Annotated in this window: 15 protein-coding genes and 1 pseudogene; 8 read left to right on the plus strand and 8 right to left on the minus strand. The window is 61.5% G+C overall.

Features of this window, described 5'->3' with window-relative positions:
• The 4 genes and pseudogenes from SJI03_RS20260 to SJI03_RS20275 form a co-directional block, all read left to right on the plus strand.
• Positions 1-456, plus strand: a pseudogene (locus SJI03_RS20260) (hypothetical protein); the annotation flags it as partial.
• Positions 457-494: 38 nt separating this feature from the next.
• Positions 495-947: a DUF3304 domain-containing protein gene (locus tag SJI03_RS20265; RefSeq protein WP_322428356.1), complete on the plus strand. Its 453-nt coding sequence runs from the start codon at positions 495-497 to the stop codon at positions 945-947.
• 271 nt (positions 948-1,218) lie between these two features.
• The gene (locus SJI03_RS20270; RefSeq protein ID WP_225242238.1) at positions 1,219-1,671 is read left to right on the plus strand and encodes a DUF3304 domain-containing protein; all 453 of its coding nucleotides are present in this window, start codon (positions 1,219-1,221) and stop codon (positions 1,669-1,671) included.
• A gap of 87 nt (positions 1,672-1,758) precedes the next feature.
• Positions 1,759-2,247, plus strand: coding sequence for a DUF3304 domain-containing protein (locus SJI03_RS20275; RefSeq protein ID WP_322428357.1), 489 nt, complete (start codon positions 1,759-1,761; stop codon positions 2,245-2,247).
• Positions 2,248-2,387: 140 nt separating this feature from the next.
• Here SJI03_RS20275 and SJI03_RS20280 read toward each other — a convergent pair whose 3' ends face one another.
• The 3 genes from SJI03_RS20280 to SJI03_RS20290 form a co-directional block, all read right to left on the minus strand.
• Positions 2,388-3,242 (minus strand): SIS domain-containing protein, encoded by an 855-nt coding sequence (locus SJI03_RS20280; protein ID WP_034750862.1) that lies wholly within the window; start codon positions 3,240-3,242, stop codon positions 2,388-2,390.
• A gap of 111 nt (positions 3,243-3,353) precedes the next feature.
• Positions 3,354-4,826 carry a glucose-6-phosphate dehydrogenase gene (gene zwf / locus SJI03_RS20285; RefSeq protein WP_034750861.1) on the minus strand — a complete coding sequence of 491 codons (1,473 nt, stop codon included), beginning with the start codon at positions 4,824-4,826 and terminating at the stop codon, positions 3,354-3,356.
• Between the two features lie 193 nt (positions 4,827-5,019).
• The gene (locus SJI03_RS20290; RefSeq protein ID WP_158301271.1) at positions 5,020-5,217 is read right to left on the minus strand and encodes a hypothetical protein; all 198 of its coding nucleotides are present in this window, start codon (positions 5,215-5,217) and stop codon (positions 5,020-5,022) included.
• A 172-nt stretch (positions 5,218-5,389) separates the two neighbouring features.
• On the opposite strand from SJI03_RS20290, the gene SJI03_RS20295 reads away from it, so the two are divergent.
• Positions 5,390-6,343, plus strand: a complete 954-nt coding sequence (locus tag SJI03_RS20295) for a chemotaxis protein (protein ID WP_099379036.1) — start codon at positions 5,390-5,392, stop codon at positions 6,341-6,343.
• 70 nt (positions 6,344-6,413) lie between these two features.
• On the opposite strand, the gene SJI03_RS20300 is transcribed toward SJI03_RS20295, so the two are convergent.
• Both SJI03_RS20300 and pgi read right to left on the minus strand, forming a co-directional pair.
• Positions 6,414-7,310: an SMP-30/gluconolactonase/LRE family protein gene (locus SJI03_RS20300; protein WP_099379037.1), complete on the minus strand. Its 897-nt coding sequence runs from the start codon at positions 7,308-7,310 to the stop codon at positions 6,414-6,416.
• A 10-nt stretch (positions 7,311-7,320) separates the two neighbouring features.
• A complete protein-coding gene (gene pgi, locus SJI03_RS20305; protein ID WP_322428358.1) occupies positions 7,321-8,985 on the minus strand; it encodes a glucose-6-phosphate isomerase in 1,665 nt (554 codons plus the stop codon).
• Positions 8,986-9,319: 334 nt separating this feature from the next.
• Between pgi and edd the strand changes: the two genes are divergently transcribed.
• From edd to SJI03_RS20320, 3 genes are all read left to right on the plus strand, one after another.
• Positions 9,320-11,233 (plus strand): phosphogluconate dehydratase, encoded by a 1,914-nt coding sequence (gene edd / locus SJI03_RS20310; protein ID WP_322428359.1) that lies wholly within the window; start codon positions 9,320-9,322, stop codon positions 11,231-11,233.
• Between the two features lie 3 nt (positions 11,234-11,236).
• On the plus strand, positions 11,237-11,866 hold the full coding sequence (gene eda / locus SJI03_RS20315; RefSeq protein ID WP_289903953.1) for a bifunctional 4-hydroxy-2-oxoglutarate aldolase/2-dehydro-3-deoxy-phosphogluconate aldolase: 630 nt from the start codon (positions 11,237-11,239) through the stop codon (positions 11,864-11,866).
• 62 nt (positions 11,867-11,928) lie between these two features.
• Entirely contained in the window at positions 11,929-12,441 is a 513-nt protein-coding gene (locus SJI03_RS20320; RefSeq protein WP_322428360.1) for a Rhs element Vgr protein, read from the plus strand.
• 8 nt (positions 12,442-12,449) lie between these two features.
• Here SJI03_RS20320 and SJI03_RS20325 read toward each other — a convergent pair whose 3' ends face one another.
• Genes SJI03_RS20325 through SJI03_RS20335 form a run of 3 tightly spaced genes read right to left on the minus strand, consistent with a single transcriptional unit; the run spans position 12,450 to position 15,436 of the window.
• Positions 12,450-13,481: a LytR C-terminal domain-containing protein gene (locus tag SJI03_RS20325; RefSeq protein WP_322428361.1), complete on the minus strand. Its 1,032-nt coding sequence runs from the start codon at positions 13,479-13,481 to the stop codon at positions 12,450-12,452.
• 13 nt (positions 13,482-13,494) lie between these two features.
• Entirely contained in the window at positions 13,495-14,442 is a 948-nt protein-coding gene (locus SJI03_RS20330) for a type II secretion system F family protein (RefSeq protein ID WP_099379043.1), read from the minus strand.
• Positions 14,443-14,461: 19 nt separating this feature from the next.
• On the minus strand, positions 14,462-15,436 hold the full coding sequence (locus tag SJI03_RS20335; RefSeq protein WP_099379044.1) for a type II secretion system F family protein: 975 nt from the start codon (positions 15,434-15,436) through the stop codon (positions 14,462-14,464).

A 15,436-nucleotide genomic window follows, 5' to 3' on the forward strand; every position in this document is an offset into this window, starting at 1 on the left:
GATAAACCGCCTAAAGACGGCTTTTATAAACGCGTATATGAGCTCAGCCGAAAGACGGAAGCCGCGCAACTGAAACAGAAGAATGGCGAAGCATTGACGCCGGAAGAGGACGCACTGGTCAAGGAAGCGCAGTATGGCACTCCCTATCCGATCCGTACGGATGCCGACAGCGCCGACATGCGTAGCAGGCTGATCACCACGCAAACCTATACGCGGCGCGAGGGTGGCGGCTATATCTTGCGCCGAGGCTATTACCCGCAAAGTGGTTTCTTCCGGAAAAGCGTGCACGAGAAGGAACTGCAACGCATGCCGACGGCCGGCATCGAGGCGAAAGAAGCACCCGAAGAATTTGTGTGGAGCGAAAACTTAACACAGGATATTGCGCAAGCCAAAGCCGATGAAGAGATTTACCTGGCGCAGCAGCGCTATGCAACGCGGATCGAGGCGCTCGCATAGAGCGTGATTTCAGCGCGACTGGAGCCGAAAGGAAAATCATGAAATGGATTATTTATCTTGCCACTGCCTTGCTGCTGAGCGGTTGTGCTCTCAAGGCCCGGCAGCTTGAGGAAGCTAGCCCAAGTCCTACCGCGACGGCGCAGGTGGGTATCGTGAACCATACGGGCAAATATATTTATTCTGCGTCGGTGGATGGGGCGGGAGGGGGGAATATGGCCAGATGGGGGGCGGGGGGAGCAAATATTTGCTGCACATCGATTCCCCGTGTATGGCATCCAGGAATGAATGTCTTGGTGCGGTGGAATATGCCTGAAGGTCATACTGACGTCATTAAAGAAAAAATGGTCGAAATTGAAAAATATGACAGGCCAGGAGATATCTATATGCACTTTTTTGAGAATGATGAGGTGAGAGTTGTTGTGTCGAATGATGCAGGATATGGAAAAGATCATCCGATTCAACACACGGCTAATCCATCGACTAAAAAATGAATCCTTAGGATTAAAAGCACCACCTTCCAAGGCTATGATCCCTGTCGATGTTTTCTTAAAGCCAGACGTGCGTGATCAGCTAAAAAAATGCTCAAGGTACATGTGGCGTGGCGTCAGACGCACCGTGTAGCATAGCTGGCCAGCCAGTTGCGGCGGACGCGTCAGGGGGCGGATTACTTGTCCGAGCTCGACACGTTGCCCGACGATTTCTGGCAGGTGCGATCGGCTGCCTAGCTTTGCTCCTTCAACTGTTTTTTTTAAGAGGAAAACCATGAAATGGATGATTTATCTTGGCACTGTCTTGCTGCTGAGCGGTTGTGCCCTCAAGGCCAGGCAGGTTGAGCAAGCCGGCCCAAGTCCGACCGCGACGGCGCAGGTGGGTATTGTCAATCATACGGGGAAGTATATTTATTCCGCATCGGTTGACGGGGCGGGAGGGGGGAATATGGCCAGATGGGGGGCGGGGCTTGCCAATATTTGCTGCACATCCATTCCTCGTGTGTGGTATCCGGGAATGAAAGTCCGGGTGCGGTGGAATATGCCTGAAGGGCATACCGATGTTGTCAAAGAAAAAATGGTGGAAGTGGAAAAATACGATGAGCCGGGAGATATCTATATGCACTTTTTCCCCAATGACGAGGTGAGAGTTGTCGTGTCAAATGCTGGAGGGGGTGCAAAAACGCATCCTATTCTTCACTCCGGAAAACCTGCCACTATTCCTTGATGGGATGATCGATAAAATTTCTATTTCTGGGGCGCTTTCCAGTATTTTTTTCTTAATCGGTCGACGCTTGATCGATCCAATTAGCCATTGGTCTTATATAATGAAAATTATGAAACGGATTATTTTTTTTTCGGTGTTTTGTTTGCTGCCTTGTTGCTGAGCGCTTGCGGCCTCAAGACCAGGCAGCTTAAGGACACCGGCCCACGCCCTACGGCAGGGGCGCAGGTAGGTATCGTGAACCATACAGGGGAATATATTTACTCCGCATCGGTGGATGGGGCGGGAGGCGCCAATATGGCCAGATGGGGAGCGGGGGGAGCCGAGGTTTGTTGTACTTCTATTCCGCGAGTGTGGTATCCGGGAATGATGGTGCTGGTGCGGTGGGATATGCCGGATGGACTAAAACATATTATTAAAGAAAAAATGGTGGAAGTGGAAAAATACGATGAAACAGGAAGTATTTATATCCATTTTTTTCCAAACGACGAAGTTCGAGTTGTGGTTTCAATTTATCCCGGATATAGCACTGCTCATCCGATACGCCACTATGGGAAACCAAAGGATCCCAATTCTTAGACACGGATGGTGGGCTGATCTTTCGATGCAAAGGCTGCGCGTGTATCGGTTCCTGATGTGAGATCAAGGAAGAGATATCCTGGTTCGATGGAGACGTTTGGATACGGAGCGGCACCAGCGAGGCTGGCGCCGATCGGGGATCAGCCGATGAAGGAGTCGAACTGCATGTCGAATTCCTGCAGCGCCTTCTGTGCATTTTGCATTTTCTTGCGGAACTCGGGGCCCCGCTGCAGGGCCAGGCCCACGGCCAGCACGTCGATCACCACCAGATAGGCCAGACGGGCGGAAATCGGGGTGTAGGGGTCGGTGTTGAAGACCAGGTCGATCGGGATCAGCACGGTCGCCAGGTCGGCCAGCGGCGTGCCCGATGGGGCCAGCACGACGACGTCGGCGCCGCCGCGGCGCGCCAGTTTTACGGAGCGCACCAGGGCGGGGCTGTTGCCGCGCTGCGAGATGGCCACCAGGCAGTCGCCGCCGCGCAGCAGGGCCGCGGCGATGCTGTGGATGTTCGGATCGCTGTAGGCCACCGTCGGCACGCCCGAGCGGAAGAACTTGTGCTGCGCGTCGGCCGCCACGATGCCCGATGTGCCCTGGCCATAGAATTCGATCTTGCTGGCGCGTGACAGGATGTCGAGCGCGCGCTGGATCGCTTCCGGGTTCAGGTTGTTGCGCAGGTCGAGCAGGGTGTTGATCGAGCGGCTGCAGATTTTATTCACCAGGTCGGCCGCCAGGTCGTCCTGCGCCGGCTGCTCGTTCGCGCCCGGCATGGCCAGGGCCAGGCCCTGCGCCAGCTTCAGCTTGAATTCATGCCAGCCGTCATAGCCCAGGGTGCGGCAAAAGCGCACCACGGTCGGTTCCGACACCTGCGCGCTTTTCGCCAGCGCCGTGATGTTCTGGCTGACCGTCTGGTTAGGCTGGTCAAGCACGGCCAGCGCGACCTTCTTCTCCGACTTTGAGAGCGAATCGAGCTGGGTGCGGATGGAGTCAAGCAGCATTAAATTAGTCTTCTGATTTCGGGAAGCGGTGAAGCAGGGAATTCGCGGAGCACAGCTCCGCGCCTGCGTAACGGCCGTGCCTTGCAAGGCACGGCTCCTTGCCCTGCTAGATTAGTCTTCCGGCAGGGCTTCTTCACGCCACTGCAAGCCATCGCGGCCGATCAGGGCGCTGGCGGCCGCGGGGCCCCAGGTGCCTGCCGTGTACGGAATCGGCGCGCTGTCGTTCTGTTCCCAGTTGTCGAGAATCGGCTCGACCCATTCCCAGGCCGCTTCCAGTTCGTCGCCGCGCATGAACAGCGTCAGCTGGCCGCGCAGGACGTCGAGCAGCAGGCGCTCGTAGGCGTCCATGCGCGGGGTCTTGAACGATTCGCGGAAATCGAGTTCCAGTTCCGCCGGTTTCAAGCGCATGCCGTCGCCCGGGGTTTTCGCCATCAAATTCATGCGCAAGCCTTCGTCCGGCTGCAAACGGATCACCAGGCAGTTCGGCTGGAAGCTGGACGTCGGCTGGTTGAAGATCGAATGCGGAATCTGCTTGAAGCGCACGACGATCTCGGCCAGGCTGTCGGCCATGCGCTTGCCCGTGCGCAGGTAGAACGGCACGCCGGCCCAGCGCCAGGTGTCGATTTCCGCCTTCAGGGCAACGAAGGTTTCGGTGCGCGAATGTTCCGGCGCATCCGGCTCGTCGCGGTAGCTCGGCACGGTGGCGCCGTCGACGTGGCCGGCGCGGTACTGGCCGCGCACGATGTTTTGCGCCAGGGTGGTGGGCGTGAATTTTTTCAGCGAGCGCAGCACTTGCAGCTTTTCATCGCGCACGGCATCCGGCGCGATCGAGGTCGGCGGTTCCATGGCGACGATGCACAGCAGTTGCAGCAAGTGGTTTTGCAGCATGTCGCGCAGCGCGCCCGAGGTGTCGTAGTAACCCATGCGGTTGCCCACGCCCAGCTTTTCGGCGATGGTGATCTGCACGTCGGAAATCCATTCCCGGCGCCACAGCGGTTCGAACAGGATGTTGCCGAAGCGCAGGGCCAGCAAGTTCTGCACGGTTTCCTTGCCCAGGTAATGGTCGATACGGTAGATCTGCGATTCCTGGAATACCTTGCCCACTTCGGCGTTGATCTGCTTGGCGCTGGCCAGGTCGCGGCCCAGCGGCTTTTCCAGCACCACGCGCGAATTCGGCGTCACCAGGCCATTGTCTTCCAGGTTGTCGCAGATGAGGGCGAACAGATGCGGCGGCGTCGCCAGGTAGTACACGCGCGTCAGGTCGGCATCGCCGCGCAGTGCTTCGACCAGCGGCGCGTACGTGGCCGCATCGCTGGCGTTGAGCGACACATACACGATGCGCGCGCAAAATTTGCTCCAGGTGGCGGCATTCAGGGTGCTGGCCTTGATATGGGGACGCGAGTTGGTCTCTACCATCTTCAGGAAGGCATCCTGGCCGCTGTCCTGGCGGCCCACACAGATGATGCGCGCCGTCGGCGGCAAATCGTTCGCGACGTCGCGCGCATACATTGCAGGCAACAACTTGCGCATTGCTAAATCGCCGCTGCCGCCAAACAGGACCAGGTCAAAATCGGTAAGTGCCATAAGTGAGTGTCGTCGCAAAAGTAAAAGGGCCGGAGCGGGGAGAAAGCCGACCGGAAGTGCCAGTCTGTCGCTACTATAATCGGTGGTGTAAATTTACTACGTAGAACAGGCAATTGCAAGAAATTTTACTACATTCCATCCGCTGCCGTCGCCATTTTGCCCGGTATTCTTGCCAGTGATGCCAGCATGGCCATTATATGCCGTTCGCCGCTGCTGGCGCTGTGCCATGCTTCTTGCCTGGCTTTTCAAAGCAACCATGGTTGCCACGGAAATTTTCGATTCTCTCCGTCATCATTTGCGCTGTAGCAACAAGCAAATCAAGAAATGCTGTCAGGATCGCCGTTGGCAGCGTAAAGTAGCTTTGAAGAAAGTAAAAAACCGTATAATTCAAGATCAAATCGATAGCAACTATTGGTTGTAAGAAATTGTACGATACACACTGCACCGCTAGCGCCGGCCATGCCCCGAACCCGCCATCCGACGTCCATGCGACGTGCAGTCCGCATTGCCCGCAGCATCAGGGGCAGGCGACTTAACTTTACAAGACGGCTCAAGGGGACACAATGAATTCAATGCAGCAAGATGTCGATGAACGTACCAGCCTGACAGGCAATAACAAATTCGAACTGTTCCTGTTCAAGCTGGGCACCAGTGATCACTCGACCAGCCGCGAACTATTCGGCATCAATGTGTTCAAAGTCCGTGAAATCATGGAAATGCCGGCCATCACGGCCGTGGCCGGTTCGCACCCGCACATGCTGGGCGTGGTCAATATCCGTGGCCAGATCGTGCCCGTGATCGACTTGCCGATGGCGGTCGGCTGCAAGAGCAATGGTTTGAAGATCCTGATGGTGACTGAATTTGCCCGCTCGACACAGGCGTTTGCCGTGGAAGAGGTCGATGAAATCGTGCGCCTGGAATGGAATCAGGTACTGTCGGCCGAGTCGAGCGTCGGCGGCGGCCTCGTCACCAGTATCGCGCGCCTCGATGGCGACACGGACAAGACACGCCTGGCACAAGTGCTGGACGTGGAACAAATCCTGCGCAACGTGCTGCCGTCGGGCGACCCGGATGTGGACGAGAACAGCATCGGCCCGCAAGTGCGCTTGCCGGCAGGCGCCGTGATCCTCGCGGCCGATGATTCCTCGCTGGCCCGCTCGCTGATCGAAAAGGGCCTCGAAGCGATGGGCGTGCCTTTCATCATGACCAAGACGGGCAAGGAAGCGTGGGAACGCCTGCAGGCGATCTCGGCCCAGGCGGCTACCGAAGGCAAGACGGCGAAAGACAAGGTCGCGCTGGTGCTGACCGACCTGGAAATGCCGGAAATGGATGGCTTTACCTTGACGCGCAACATCAAGAACGATGGCCGTTTCTCCAACATTCCCGTGGTGATCCACTCTTCGTTGACGGGCTCGACCAACGAAGACCACGTCAAGGGCGTCGGTGCGGATGGCTACGTGGCCAAGTTCGTGGCGGCGGAATTGGCGGAAACCATCCGCAAGGTGCTGGCGCGTTAATCAGCTCGCTCGCATATGAAAAAGCGCCGGTACCCGCGAGGGTCCGGCGCTTTTTCATGCTGGCAAACGACTACGCCTGGTAAGCCGTCTCCGGCTGTCCCTCCACGTCCACGCGCACGGACAGCACGTGGCCCGTCAACGGGTAGTCGGCGATCTCGGCGTTTGACCGGTTGTGGCTGGCGCTGGTGATGTACAGGGTGCGCAGGTCGGGGCCGCCGAACGTCACCATGGTGGGGCAACGCACGGGCACGGTAATTTCGCCCAGCAGATGGCCATCGGGGGCGAAGCGCAAGATCTTGCCGCCTTCAAACATGGCCGACCAGTAATTGCCTTCGCTGTCGACGGCCGCGCCATCGGGGCGCCCGCCGTAATCAAATGCTTTCTTGTCCGTGGAAAAACGCTGGAACGGCTGCGGCGCGGAAATGGCACCCGTGGCCGCATCGAAATCGAAGCGGTCGATGCGGTGCGTGGTGGTATCCGAGTGGTACATGGTGCGCTTGTCCGGACTGAAACCCAGGCCGTTCGACACGGTCATGCCGCCCGACCAGACCTTGCGTACTTGTCCCTTTTCCAGCACGAACATTTCTGCAGCATCGGCGCTGCGCGGCTCGAAAATCGTGCCGACCCAGAAACGGCCGGCCGGGTCGACCTTGCCATCGTTGAAGCGCGTGGTGGCCATGTCGAACGGCGCCGGGGCGATTTCCGCCAGGCTGCCCGTTTTTGTATCGAGGTGGGCAAAGCCGCTGCGCAAGGCCACGATCAGGCCGCCGCCGGCGTTGATCGCCAGCGCCGACGGTTCCGTCGGCATGTTCCATTGCTCATGCTTGCCGCTGGCCGGGTGCAAGCGGTGCACGGCGCGGCCATCGATATCGACCCAGTACAGGGCCGCTTCCTTGCCATGCCATAGCGGGCATTCGCCCACTTGCATGGGCTTGTCGCTCACTACTTTGATTTCGTAAATATTCATCTATCTCTTTTTAATATGCGGCCTTGGCGGCTTTAGCCAGGGCAATCAAGCCATTGGTCGAGCTGTCGTGGTGGTCGGGACGGGCTTCGCCCGTCAGTTCGGCCTGGATTTTCTTGGCCAGCACCTTGCCCAGTTCCACGCCCCACTGATCAAAACTGTTGACGTTCCACAAGACGCCCTGCACGAAGGTCTTGTGTTCGTACAGCGCGATCAGGGCGCCCAGGGTGGTCGGGGTCAGCTGGTCCATCAAAATGGTATTGCTGGGGCGGTTGCCGGGGAAAGTTTTGTGCGGCACCAGCGCTTCGATCTCGCTTTCCGGCAAGCCTTGCGCCTGCAAATCAAGGCGCACTTCCTCGCCCGTCTTGCCTGTCATGAAGGCTTCCGACTGGGCGAAGCAGTTTGCCAGCAGGGCGTCGTGGTGGCCCGGCAAATCGTGCGTGGCGCGCAGGGCGGCGATGAAATCGATGGGCGTGATGTCGGTACCCTGGTGCAGCAGCTGGAAATACGCGTGCTGCGCATTCGTGCCGCAATCGCCCCAGATGACGGGGCCGGTAGGCACGTCGACGGGCACGCCATCCTTGGTGACGCGCTTGCCGTTGCTTTCCATGTCCAGCTGTTGCAGATAGGCGGCAAAGCGGCTCAAATCCTGGTGGTACGGCGCGATGGAAACGGAGCCGCAATCGAGGAACTGGCGGTTCCAGAAGCCCACCATGGCCAGCACGACGGGCATGTTCTGTTCCAGCGGCGCCTGGCGGAAATGCTGGTCCATCGCATGCGCGCCGGCGAGGAAATCGCTGAAATATTCAAAGCCGACGGACAGGGCCACGGCCAGGCCGATCGACGACCAGACGGAGTAACGGCCGCCGACCCAGTCCCAGAACGGGAACATGTTGTCCGGCGAAATGCCGAAGTCGACGATGGCTTGCGTGTTGGTCGAAACGGCCACAAAATGTTGCGCCAGATCCTTTTCTTCGCCTTCGAGCAGGAACCAGGCGCGCGCCGTGTTGGCGTTGAGCATGGTTTCAGCCGTCACAAAAGTTTTCGAGGCGACGATGAACAGGGTCGTTTCCGGATCGACTTTCGACAGGGTCGCTTCCATGTCGTGCCCGTCGACGTTGGAAACAAAGTGCATTTCCAGGCCCGGGTTGGCGTACGAGCGCAAGGCCAGGCAAGCCATTTTCGGACCCAGGTCCGAACCGCCGATGCCGATATTGACGATGTCGCAAATCGGTTTGCCCGTGTAGCCGACCCAGCTGCCATTGCGTACTTTGTCCGTAAACGTCTTCACGCGTTGCAGCACATCTTGCACGTCGGCATCGATATCCTGGCCATCGACGACCAGCTTGGTGCCGCGTGGCGCGCGCAAAGCCGTATGCAGAACGGCCCGATGTTCGGTAAGATTGATTTTCTCGCCAGTGAACATGGCTTCGCGCTGTGCTTCCACGCCGCGCTCGCGGGCCAGGTCCATCAGCAGCGCCATGGCGGTGGCGTCGACCCTGTTCTTCGAGTAATCGAGCAGCAGGCCGGCTGCATCGACCGTCATTGTCGAGAAACGTGCTGGATCTGCGGCGAACAGCTGGCGCAGATGCACGTCGCGCAGGCTGGCGCTGTGCGCTTGCAGGGACTGGAAACTGGCGGTGGCGGTGATGGCAGGAGTAGGTGCTGGCTGGCGCATGGCGGTCGGCTTGGGTGCTTGTCTCGGTTGAAAGGAGCGCGGCGCGTTCGTCGTGGCGAACAGCGGATCCGGCATTGGTATGAGAATAATACATCAGAAAAACGTAATTTCACTACAGTTTGTGCAGGCGCATGGCATTTTCAGCGTTTTTTCAGCGTTTTATCCGTGCTGCAATAGATAGGCACGCAAGACGGGTGGATGTGGCATGCTGTTGTTTTGCCTTGAAAGGTCGTGGAAAAATGGATTATTTCTGCCACTGGCCACTGTAAGAGTGCTTCTGCGCGACCATTTTGTAGTAAAATTTCACGAAATACTCATTTTTAAGGAAATCCATATGGCGCTGCATCCAGTAGTCGAATCCGTAACAGCGCGCATCATCGCGCGCAGCCGGCCATCGCGCGGCGCCTACCTGGCGCACCTGGATGCGGCCCGCATCCAGGGCGTGCAGCGCGGCGCTCTGTCGTGCACCAACCTGGCGCACGGCTTTGCCGCCTTTCCCGCCAACGACAAGCTGTCGCTGAAGGAATACAAGAAGCCGTCCGTGGCCATCGTGTCCTCGTACAACGACATGCTGTCGGCACACCAGCCGTTTGAAGGCTTCCCGCAAATTATCAAGCAAGCCGTGCGCGAAGTGGGCGCTGTCGCCCAGTTCGCCGGCGGCGTGCCTGCCATGTGTGATGGCGTGACGCAAGGCCAGCCGGGCATGGAACTGTCGCTGTTTTCGCGCGACACCATCGCCATGTCGACGGCCGTGGCGTTGTCGCACAATATGTTCGACTCGGCCCTGTACCTGGGCGTGTGCGACAAGATCGTGCCGGGCCTGTTGATCGGCGCGTTGCACTTCGGCCACTTGCCAGCCGTCTTCGTGCCGGCCGGTCCGATGACGTCGGGCCTGTCGAACCAGGAAAAAGCCAAGGTGCGCCAGCTGTATGCGCAAGGCAAGGCCACGCGCGAAGACTTGCTCGAAGGCGAATCGAAAGCCTACCACGGCGCCGGCACCTGTACCTTCTACGGTACCGCGAACAGCAACCAGATGCTGATGGAAGTGATGGGCTTGCACTTGCCGGGCGCCGCCTTCATCACGCCGAACACGCCGCTGCGCGATGCACTGACCGCCGCCGCCGCCCAGCGCGCCGCCGTCATCACGGCGCAAAGCGGCAGCTACTTGCCAGTCGGCCATATCGTCGACGAGAAATGTATCGTCAACGCCGTCGTGGGTCTGCTGGCCACGGGCGGTTCGACCAACCATACCTTGCACCTGGTGGCCATCGCCAAGGCGGCCGGCATCGTCATCGACTGGAACGATTTCAATGAACTGTCGGCCATCGTGCCGATGCTCACGCGCATCTACCCGAACGGCGACGCCGACGTGAACCATTTCCACGCGGCCGGCGGCACCGGTTACCTGATCCGCGAACTGCTGGACGCGGGCTTGCTGCACGAAGACGTCAGCACCATCCTGGGCCACGGCTTGCGCGCGCACTGCATGGAACCGTTCCTCGGTGAAGATGGCAAGGTATTCTGGAAAGATGCTCCGGCAGCCAGCGCCGACGAAAACGTGCTGCGCCCCGCCTCGAACCCATTCGCGCCGGACGGCGGCATGGTCCTGGTCGCCGGAAACCTGGGCCGCGCCGTGATGAAGGTCTCGGCCGTCAAGCCGCAGCACCGCACGGTCGAAGCGCCGGCGCTGGTGTTCAATTCGCAGGAAGAATTCATGGCCGCCTACAAGGCAGGATCGCTGGACCGCGACTTCGTTGCCGTGCTGCGCTTCCAGGGCCCGCGCGCCAACGGCATGCCGGAACTGCATGCGCTGACCCCGGCGCTGGCCAACCTGCAGGATGCGGGCCGTCACGTGGCGCTGGTCACCGATGGCCGCATGTCGGGCGCGTCGGGCAAGGTGCCTGCCGCCATCCACGTATCGCCTGAAATCCTCGCCGGCGGCCCGCTGGGCCTGGTGCGCGACGGCGACATCATCCGCCTCGACGCCTTTACCGGCGTACTGGAAGCGCTGGTGCCGGCCGACGTCTGGCACGCCCGTGCGCTGGTCACGGCCGACCTGTCGCCGAACCACGTCGGCATGGGCCGCGAGCTGTTTTCCATGTTCCGTTCCACCGTCAGCGCGGCGGAAGAGGGTGCCACCACCTTCGGCCTGCCGTCGCCGATTCCCACCACCGTCGCCTTGCACGACGCCGACAATGTCGGTGATACCGTACCGGGTTCCGATGAAGACTTTTTGGCTAGGAAATAAGAGATGACCATGACACTACTGGAAATTATGCGCACTTCGAGCGTGATCCCCGTGATTGCGATCGACGATCCTGAACACGCCGTACCGCTGGCGCGCGCGCTGGTGGCGGGCGGCATCCGCGTGCTGGAAGTGACCCTGCGCACCAAGCACGGCCTCGAAGCGATCCGCGCCATGTCGGCCGTGCCGGGCGCCATCGTCGGCGTCGGTACCTTGACCCGTCCCGAGGAATTCGCGCAGGCGCGCGATGCGGGCGCCGTGTTTGGCGTCTCGCCAGGCCTGACTTCCGCCCTGGTGGCGGCGGCGAAAAGCAGCGGCCTGCCCTTGCTGCCAGGCGTGATGACGCCAGGCGAAGTGATGGCGGCGCGTGAAAACGGCTTCCAGCAGCTGAAGCTGTTCCCTGCCGTGCCGGCGGGCGGCATCGGCATGCTCAACGCGATTTACGGCCCGCTGCCGGACATCACGTTCTGCCCGACGGGCGGCATCTCGCAAGAGACGGCGTCGCAGTTCCTGGCGTGCAAGAACGTCGCCTGCGTGGGCGGTTCGTGGCTGACGCCGAAAGACGCGATCGCGGCCGGCAACTGGGACCGCATCACGGAAATCGCGAAAGCGGCCAGCGGCCTTCGTTCGGTTTAAGCGGTACCCGCGCGGCAGGCTCTACGCTTGCCGCGCTTTTCCCCCTACTCATCATGCGAGTCTTGCGCCGCCCCCTCACCATCGGCGAAATCGCCATGGCCCGCAGCGTCTTCCAGGGCGCCATCGACTACGCGCGCGTGCGCGTCGTGCGCGGCTCCTTTCTACCGTTCGGCTTGCAGGACCAGAACACGGCGATGACGCCGCGTGGCAGCCTGTACTTCATGCCGGCCCAGTACCGTGACGATTTTTCCCGCGAAGGCAACAGCGGCAAGCTGTTCTTCATCCACGAGATGGTGCATGTGTGGCAGTACCAGCTCGGCTACAGTGTGCTGCTGCATGGCGTGCTGCTGGCGCTGTGCGGCGGCTATATCCGGCAGCGTGCCTACCGCTACGACGCGCAGGCGGGCGGCGTCCTGTCCGACTTCAACATGGAACAGCAGGGCGATATCATCGCCCACTATTTCGGCGCGCGCCAGCTGGGCATTCCCGCCTATGTGGCGAAGCTGCCTCAGCTGCAGGAGATCCTGCAAGGCTTCCTGATCAACCCTGCCGACCGTCGCTTGCTGCCGCGCTGATTTCACCATTACGGCGCCAGGTTCGATGCCAGGCGCACGTCTGGCGCGCGCAGGCTGGCCGCCGCATCCTTGCCCAGCAATAAACGCAGGTCGGCACCCGCGCCGATGCCGCTGTCGTCTGCCGCCTGCAGCTGCGGCATGCCGCCCAAGGCCAGGGCCAGGGTGGCTGCCGCCTGCGCATGGCCGGGCCGGTAGACGATGCTGCTGGCCTGGACCATGTATGGCCGCTGGTTGCCCAGCCGCAGCACGCTGATGCCCATGCCACCCAACATGCCGCGCATGCGCGCCGCCATCCCCGTTGTGCCATTGCCGTTGATGACTTCCAGCCGTGGCAGCGCTGCCGCCGTCGCCGGCGCCACCGGTTTTGCCGGGGCTGGCAAGGCGACGCGTGCCGCCACGGGACCATCGCGCCAGCTCAGCGCAAAGATATTCGGCTGCAATTGCGTCAGCTGCAGGCGGCTGGCCGGCGCCGCTGGCACGGGCGCCGGCGCGAGGTCGGGCGCGATGGCGTCCGCGGTGGCATCGACTGTGACTATGCTGCGCGCCAGCGCCGCGATGGCCAGCTCCAGGTTGGCGCGCGCCGGCTGCTGGCCGTTGTCGAGCTGCAGCGACTGGCGCAGTACGCTGGCCGCCTGCGCGTAATCGCCCTGCAGGTACAGCACGTAGCCGAGGTTGTTGTAGGTCCTGGCCGTCGGCGCTTCTTGCGCCAGCGCCTGCAGCATGCTGCGCGCCGTTTCCAGCTGGCCCAGTTGCGCGTGCAGCACCGCGGCGCCATTGCGTGCATCGGCCGAACCGGGCTCAAGCAGCAGGGCTTCGCGGTACGCCGCCAGCGCCGCGCGCGAGTCGCCCACTTCCTGCAGACGCTTGCCCAGCTTGCAGAACGCGGCGGTGCGGGTGGCGGGGCTGTCATCGATGCGCGTCTGGAGCGGCGCAACATGGCTGCCTTGACTGCCCTGGCTGGCGGGGCCGGGCAGGTGGCCGCAGGCGGGCAGCAGGCCCGCGCAGGCGAGCATGAGCATCAGGGTGGTGTGCTGTGACATGGCGGTTCTCCGGTCAGTTGCCGCTGCCCATGCTGGGCAGGAGCACGCGGTAGATTTGCAGGAAGGCTGGTCCCATCAGGACGACCAGCAGCGACGGGAAGATGAAAAAGATCAGCGGGAACAGCAGCTTGAGGGCGATCTTCGCCGCTTCTTCCTCGGCCATCTGGCGACGTTTGGTGCGCAGCTGGTCCGACTGCACGCGCAGCGAGGCGGCGATGCTGGTGCCGAAGCGCTCGGCCTGGATCAGCATGGCCACCAGCGCGTCGACATCCTCGACGCCCGTGCGCAGGGCCAGGTTGCGCAGGGCCCGTTCCTTGGTGTTGCCGGCGCGCAGTTCCAGCATCACCAGATGCAGTTCTTCGGCCAGCACGGTGCTTTTCAGGGCGATCTCGGCCGCCACCCTGGCCAGCGCCGCATCCATGGCCAGGCCCGCTTCCACGCACACCGTCATCAAGTCCAGCGCATCGGGAAAGCTTTCAAAGATATCGCGCTGGCGCCGCTTGATCATTTGCGCCAGGACAATATTGGGCAGGTAGTAGCCGATGGCGGCCACGATCAGCAGCCAGAACAGGAGAGCTTTGCCCGCCATCTGGCTGCCCGAGGCGCTCAGTCCCAGGAACAGCAGCAGGGGCAGGCCGATGGCCAGCATGGTCTTGGCGGAAAAGAACAGGATGGGCGCCGACGCCTGGCGCAGGCCGGCATTCATGAAGCGCCGGCGCATCACGGAGCCTTCCCAGCCCTGATCGGGCAGCGACAGTTTGGCCAGCGGGCCGCTCAGGCGCACCATGCGCGCCAGCCAGGGGCTGGGCGCGGATGCGCCAGGCGCTGCCGCGCTCTTGCCGGTGGCGTTGTCCATGCGCTGGCGCATGGGATCGGGGGCGAAGCTGCGCATGGCCACCAGCACGCTGCCGAAGACGGCGATGAAGAGCAGGGCGAGAAAGGCGAAATGGACGGGGTTCATGAGGATTCTCCTTGCGGGCTCAGACACGGATGCGGATGATATTGCGCATGACCAGGACGCCGCATACCATCATCAGCAGGGCGCCGACCAGCATCTTGCGTCCGCCCGGATCGACGAACAGCATTTCCAGGAACTGCGGATTGGTCAGGTGGATCATGGCCGCCGCGCCGAAGGGCAGCAGCGACAGTATCCAGGCCGACAGCCGGCCTTCGGCCGACAGCACGCGCACCTGTCCCAGCAGCTTGATGCGCTCGCGGATGATGCGGCTGATGCTGTCGAGCAGCTCGGCCAGGTTGCCGCCCGTTTCGCGCTGGATCAGCACGGCGATGACGAAGTAGCGCAAGTCCGTGCTGGGCACGCGCGTGGCCAGGTTCATCAGGGCGTCCTGCATGGCGATGCCGAAATTGACTTCGTCGAAGGTGGCGCGAAATTCCACGGCCAGCGGTGCGTTCATTTCATCGCCGACCATTTTCAGGGCCGTGGGGAAGGCGTGGCCGGCGCGCAGGGCGCGCGCCATCAGGTCCAGTGCATCGGGCAATTGCTGCTCGATGCGCTGCAGGCGCTTGGCCTTGGCGCGCAAGACCACCAGCAGCGGCAGCAGGGCCGCGCCGGCCACCAGCGGCAGGCGCAGCAGCCACGGCACGCTGAAGTAGCTGAGCAGCAGAAACGCGGCGCCGGCCGATGCCAGCATCACGCCGGCGAAACTGGCCACGCTCCAGCTCAGGCCCGACTGTTCCAGCAGGCGGTCGAGCGCATGCACGCGGGGCACGCTGAGCAGCACGCGCTGCAGGGCCGGGGTGTCGCTCAGCAGGCGCTTCTTGATCATCGAACTGCCCGCGTCGCCATGCGCGCCGGCCGACATGATGCGCAGGCGGCGCGCGACCCGTTCCGCTTCCGGGCCGCGCGACGTGTTCCACGCCAGGTACAGTCCCTCGATCAGCAGCACCACGGCGATGAAGGTGAGGATGGCGAATACGTAGTAGAGATAGTCCAT

Source organism: Janthinobacterium sp. GMG1, assembly GCF_034427795.1.
Taxonomy (GTDB): domain Bacteria; phylum Pseudomonadota; class Gammaproteobacteria; order Burkholderiales; family Burkholderiaceae_D; genus Janthinobacterium.

Excerpts from the sequence above, each read along its gene's own strand:
- SJI03_RS20265 (WP_322428356.1), top strand. The coding sequence starts at position 495 with ATGAAATGGATTATTTATCTTGCCACTGCCTTGCTGCTGAGCGGTTGT.
- SJI03_RS20270 (WP_225242238.1), top strand. The coding sequence starts at position 1,219 with ATGAAATGGATGATTTATCTTGGCACTGTCTTGCTGCTGAGCGGTTGT.
- SJI03_RS20280 (WP_034750862.1), bottom strand. The coding sequence starts at position 3,242 with ATGCTGCTTGACTCCATCCGCACCCAGCTCGATTCGCTCTCAAAGTCG.
- zwf (WP_034750861.1), bottom strand. The coding sequence starts at position 4,826 with ATGGCACTTACCGATTTTGACCTGGTCCTGTTTGGCGGCAGCGGCGAT.
- SJI03_RS20295 (WP_099379036.1), top strand. The coding sequence starts at position 5,390 with ATGAATTCAATGCAGCAAGATGTCGATGAACGTACCAGCCTGACAGGC.
- SJI03_RS20300 (WP_099379037.1), bottom strand. The coding sequence starts at position 7,310 with ATGAATATTTACGAAATCAAAGTAGTGAGCGACAAGCCCATGCAAGTG.
- pgi (WP_322428358.1), bottom strand. The coding sequence starts at position 8,985 with ATGCGCCAGCCAGCACCTACTCCTGCCATCACCGCCACCGCCAGTTTC.
- edd (WP_322428359.1), top strand. The coding sequence starts at position 9,320 with ATGGCGCTGCATCCAGTAGTCGAATCCGTAACAGCGCGCATCATCGCG.
- eda (WP_289903953.1), top strand. The coding sequence starts at position 11,237 with ATGACCATGACACTACTGGAAATTATGCGCACTTCGAGCGTGATCCCC.
- SJI03_RS20325 (WP_322428361.1), bottom strand. The coding sequence starts at position 13,481 with ATGTCACAGCACACCACCCTGATGCTCATGCTCGCCTGCGCGGGCCTG.
- SJI03_RS20330 (WP_099379043.1), bottom strand. The coding sequence starts at position 14,442 with ATGAACCCCGTCCATTTCGCCTTTCTCGCCCTGCTCTTCATCGCCGTC.
- SJI03_RS20335 (WP_099379044.1), bottom strand. The coding sequence starts at position 15,436 with ATGGACTATCTCTACTACGTATTCGCCATCCTCACCTTCATCGCCGTG.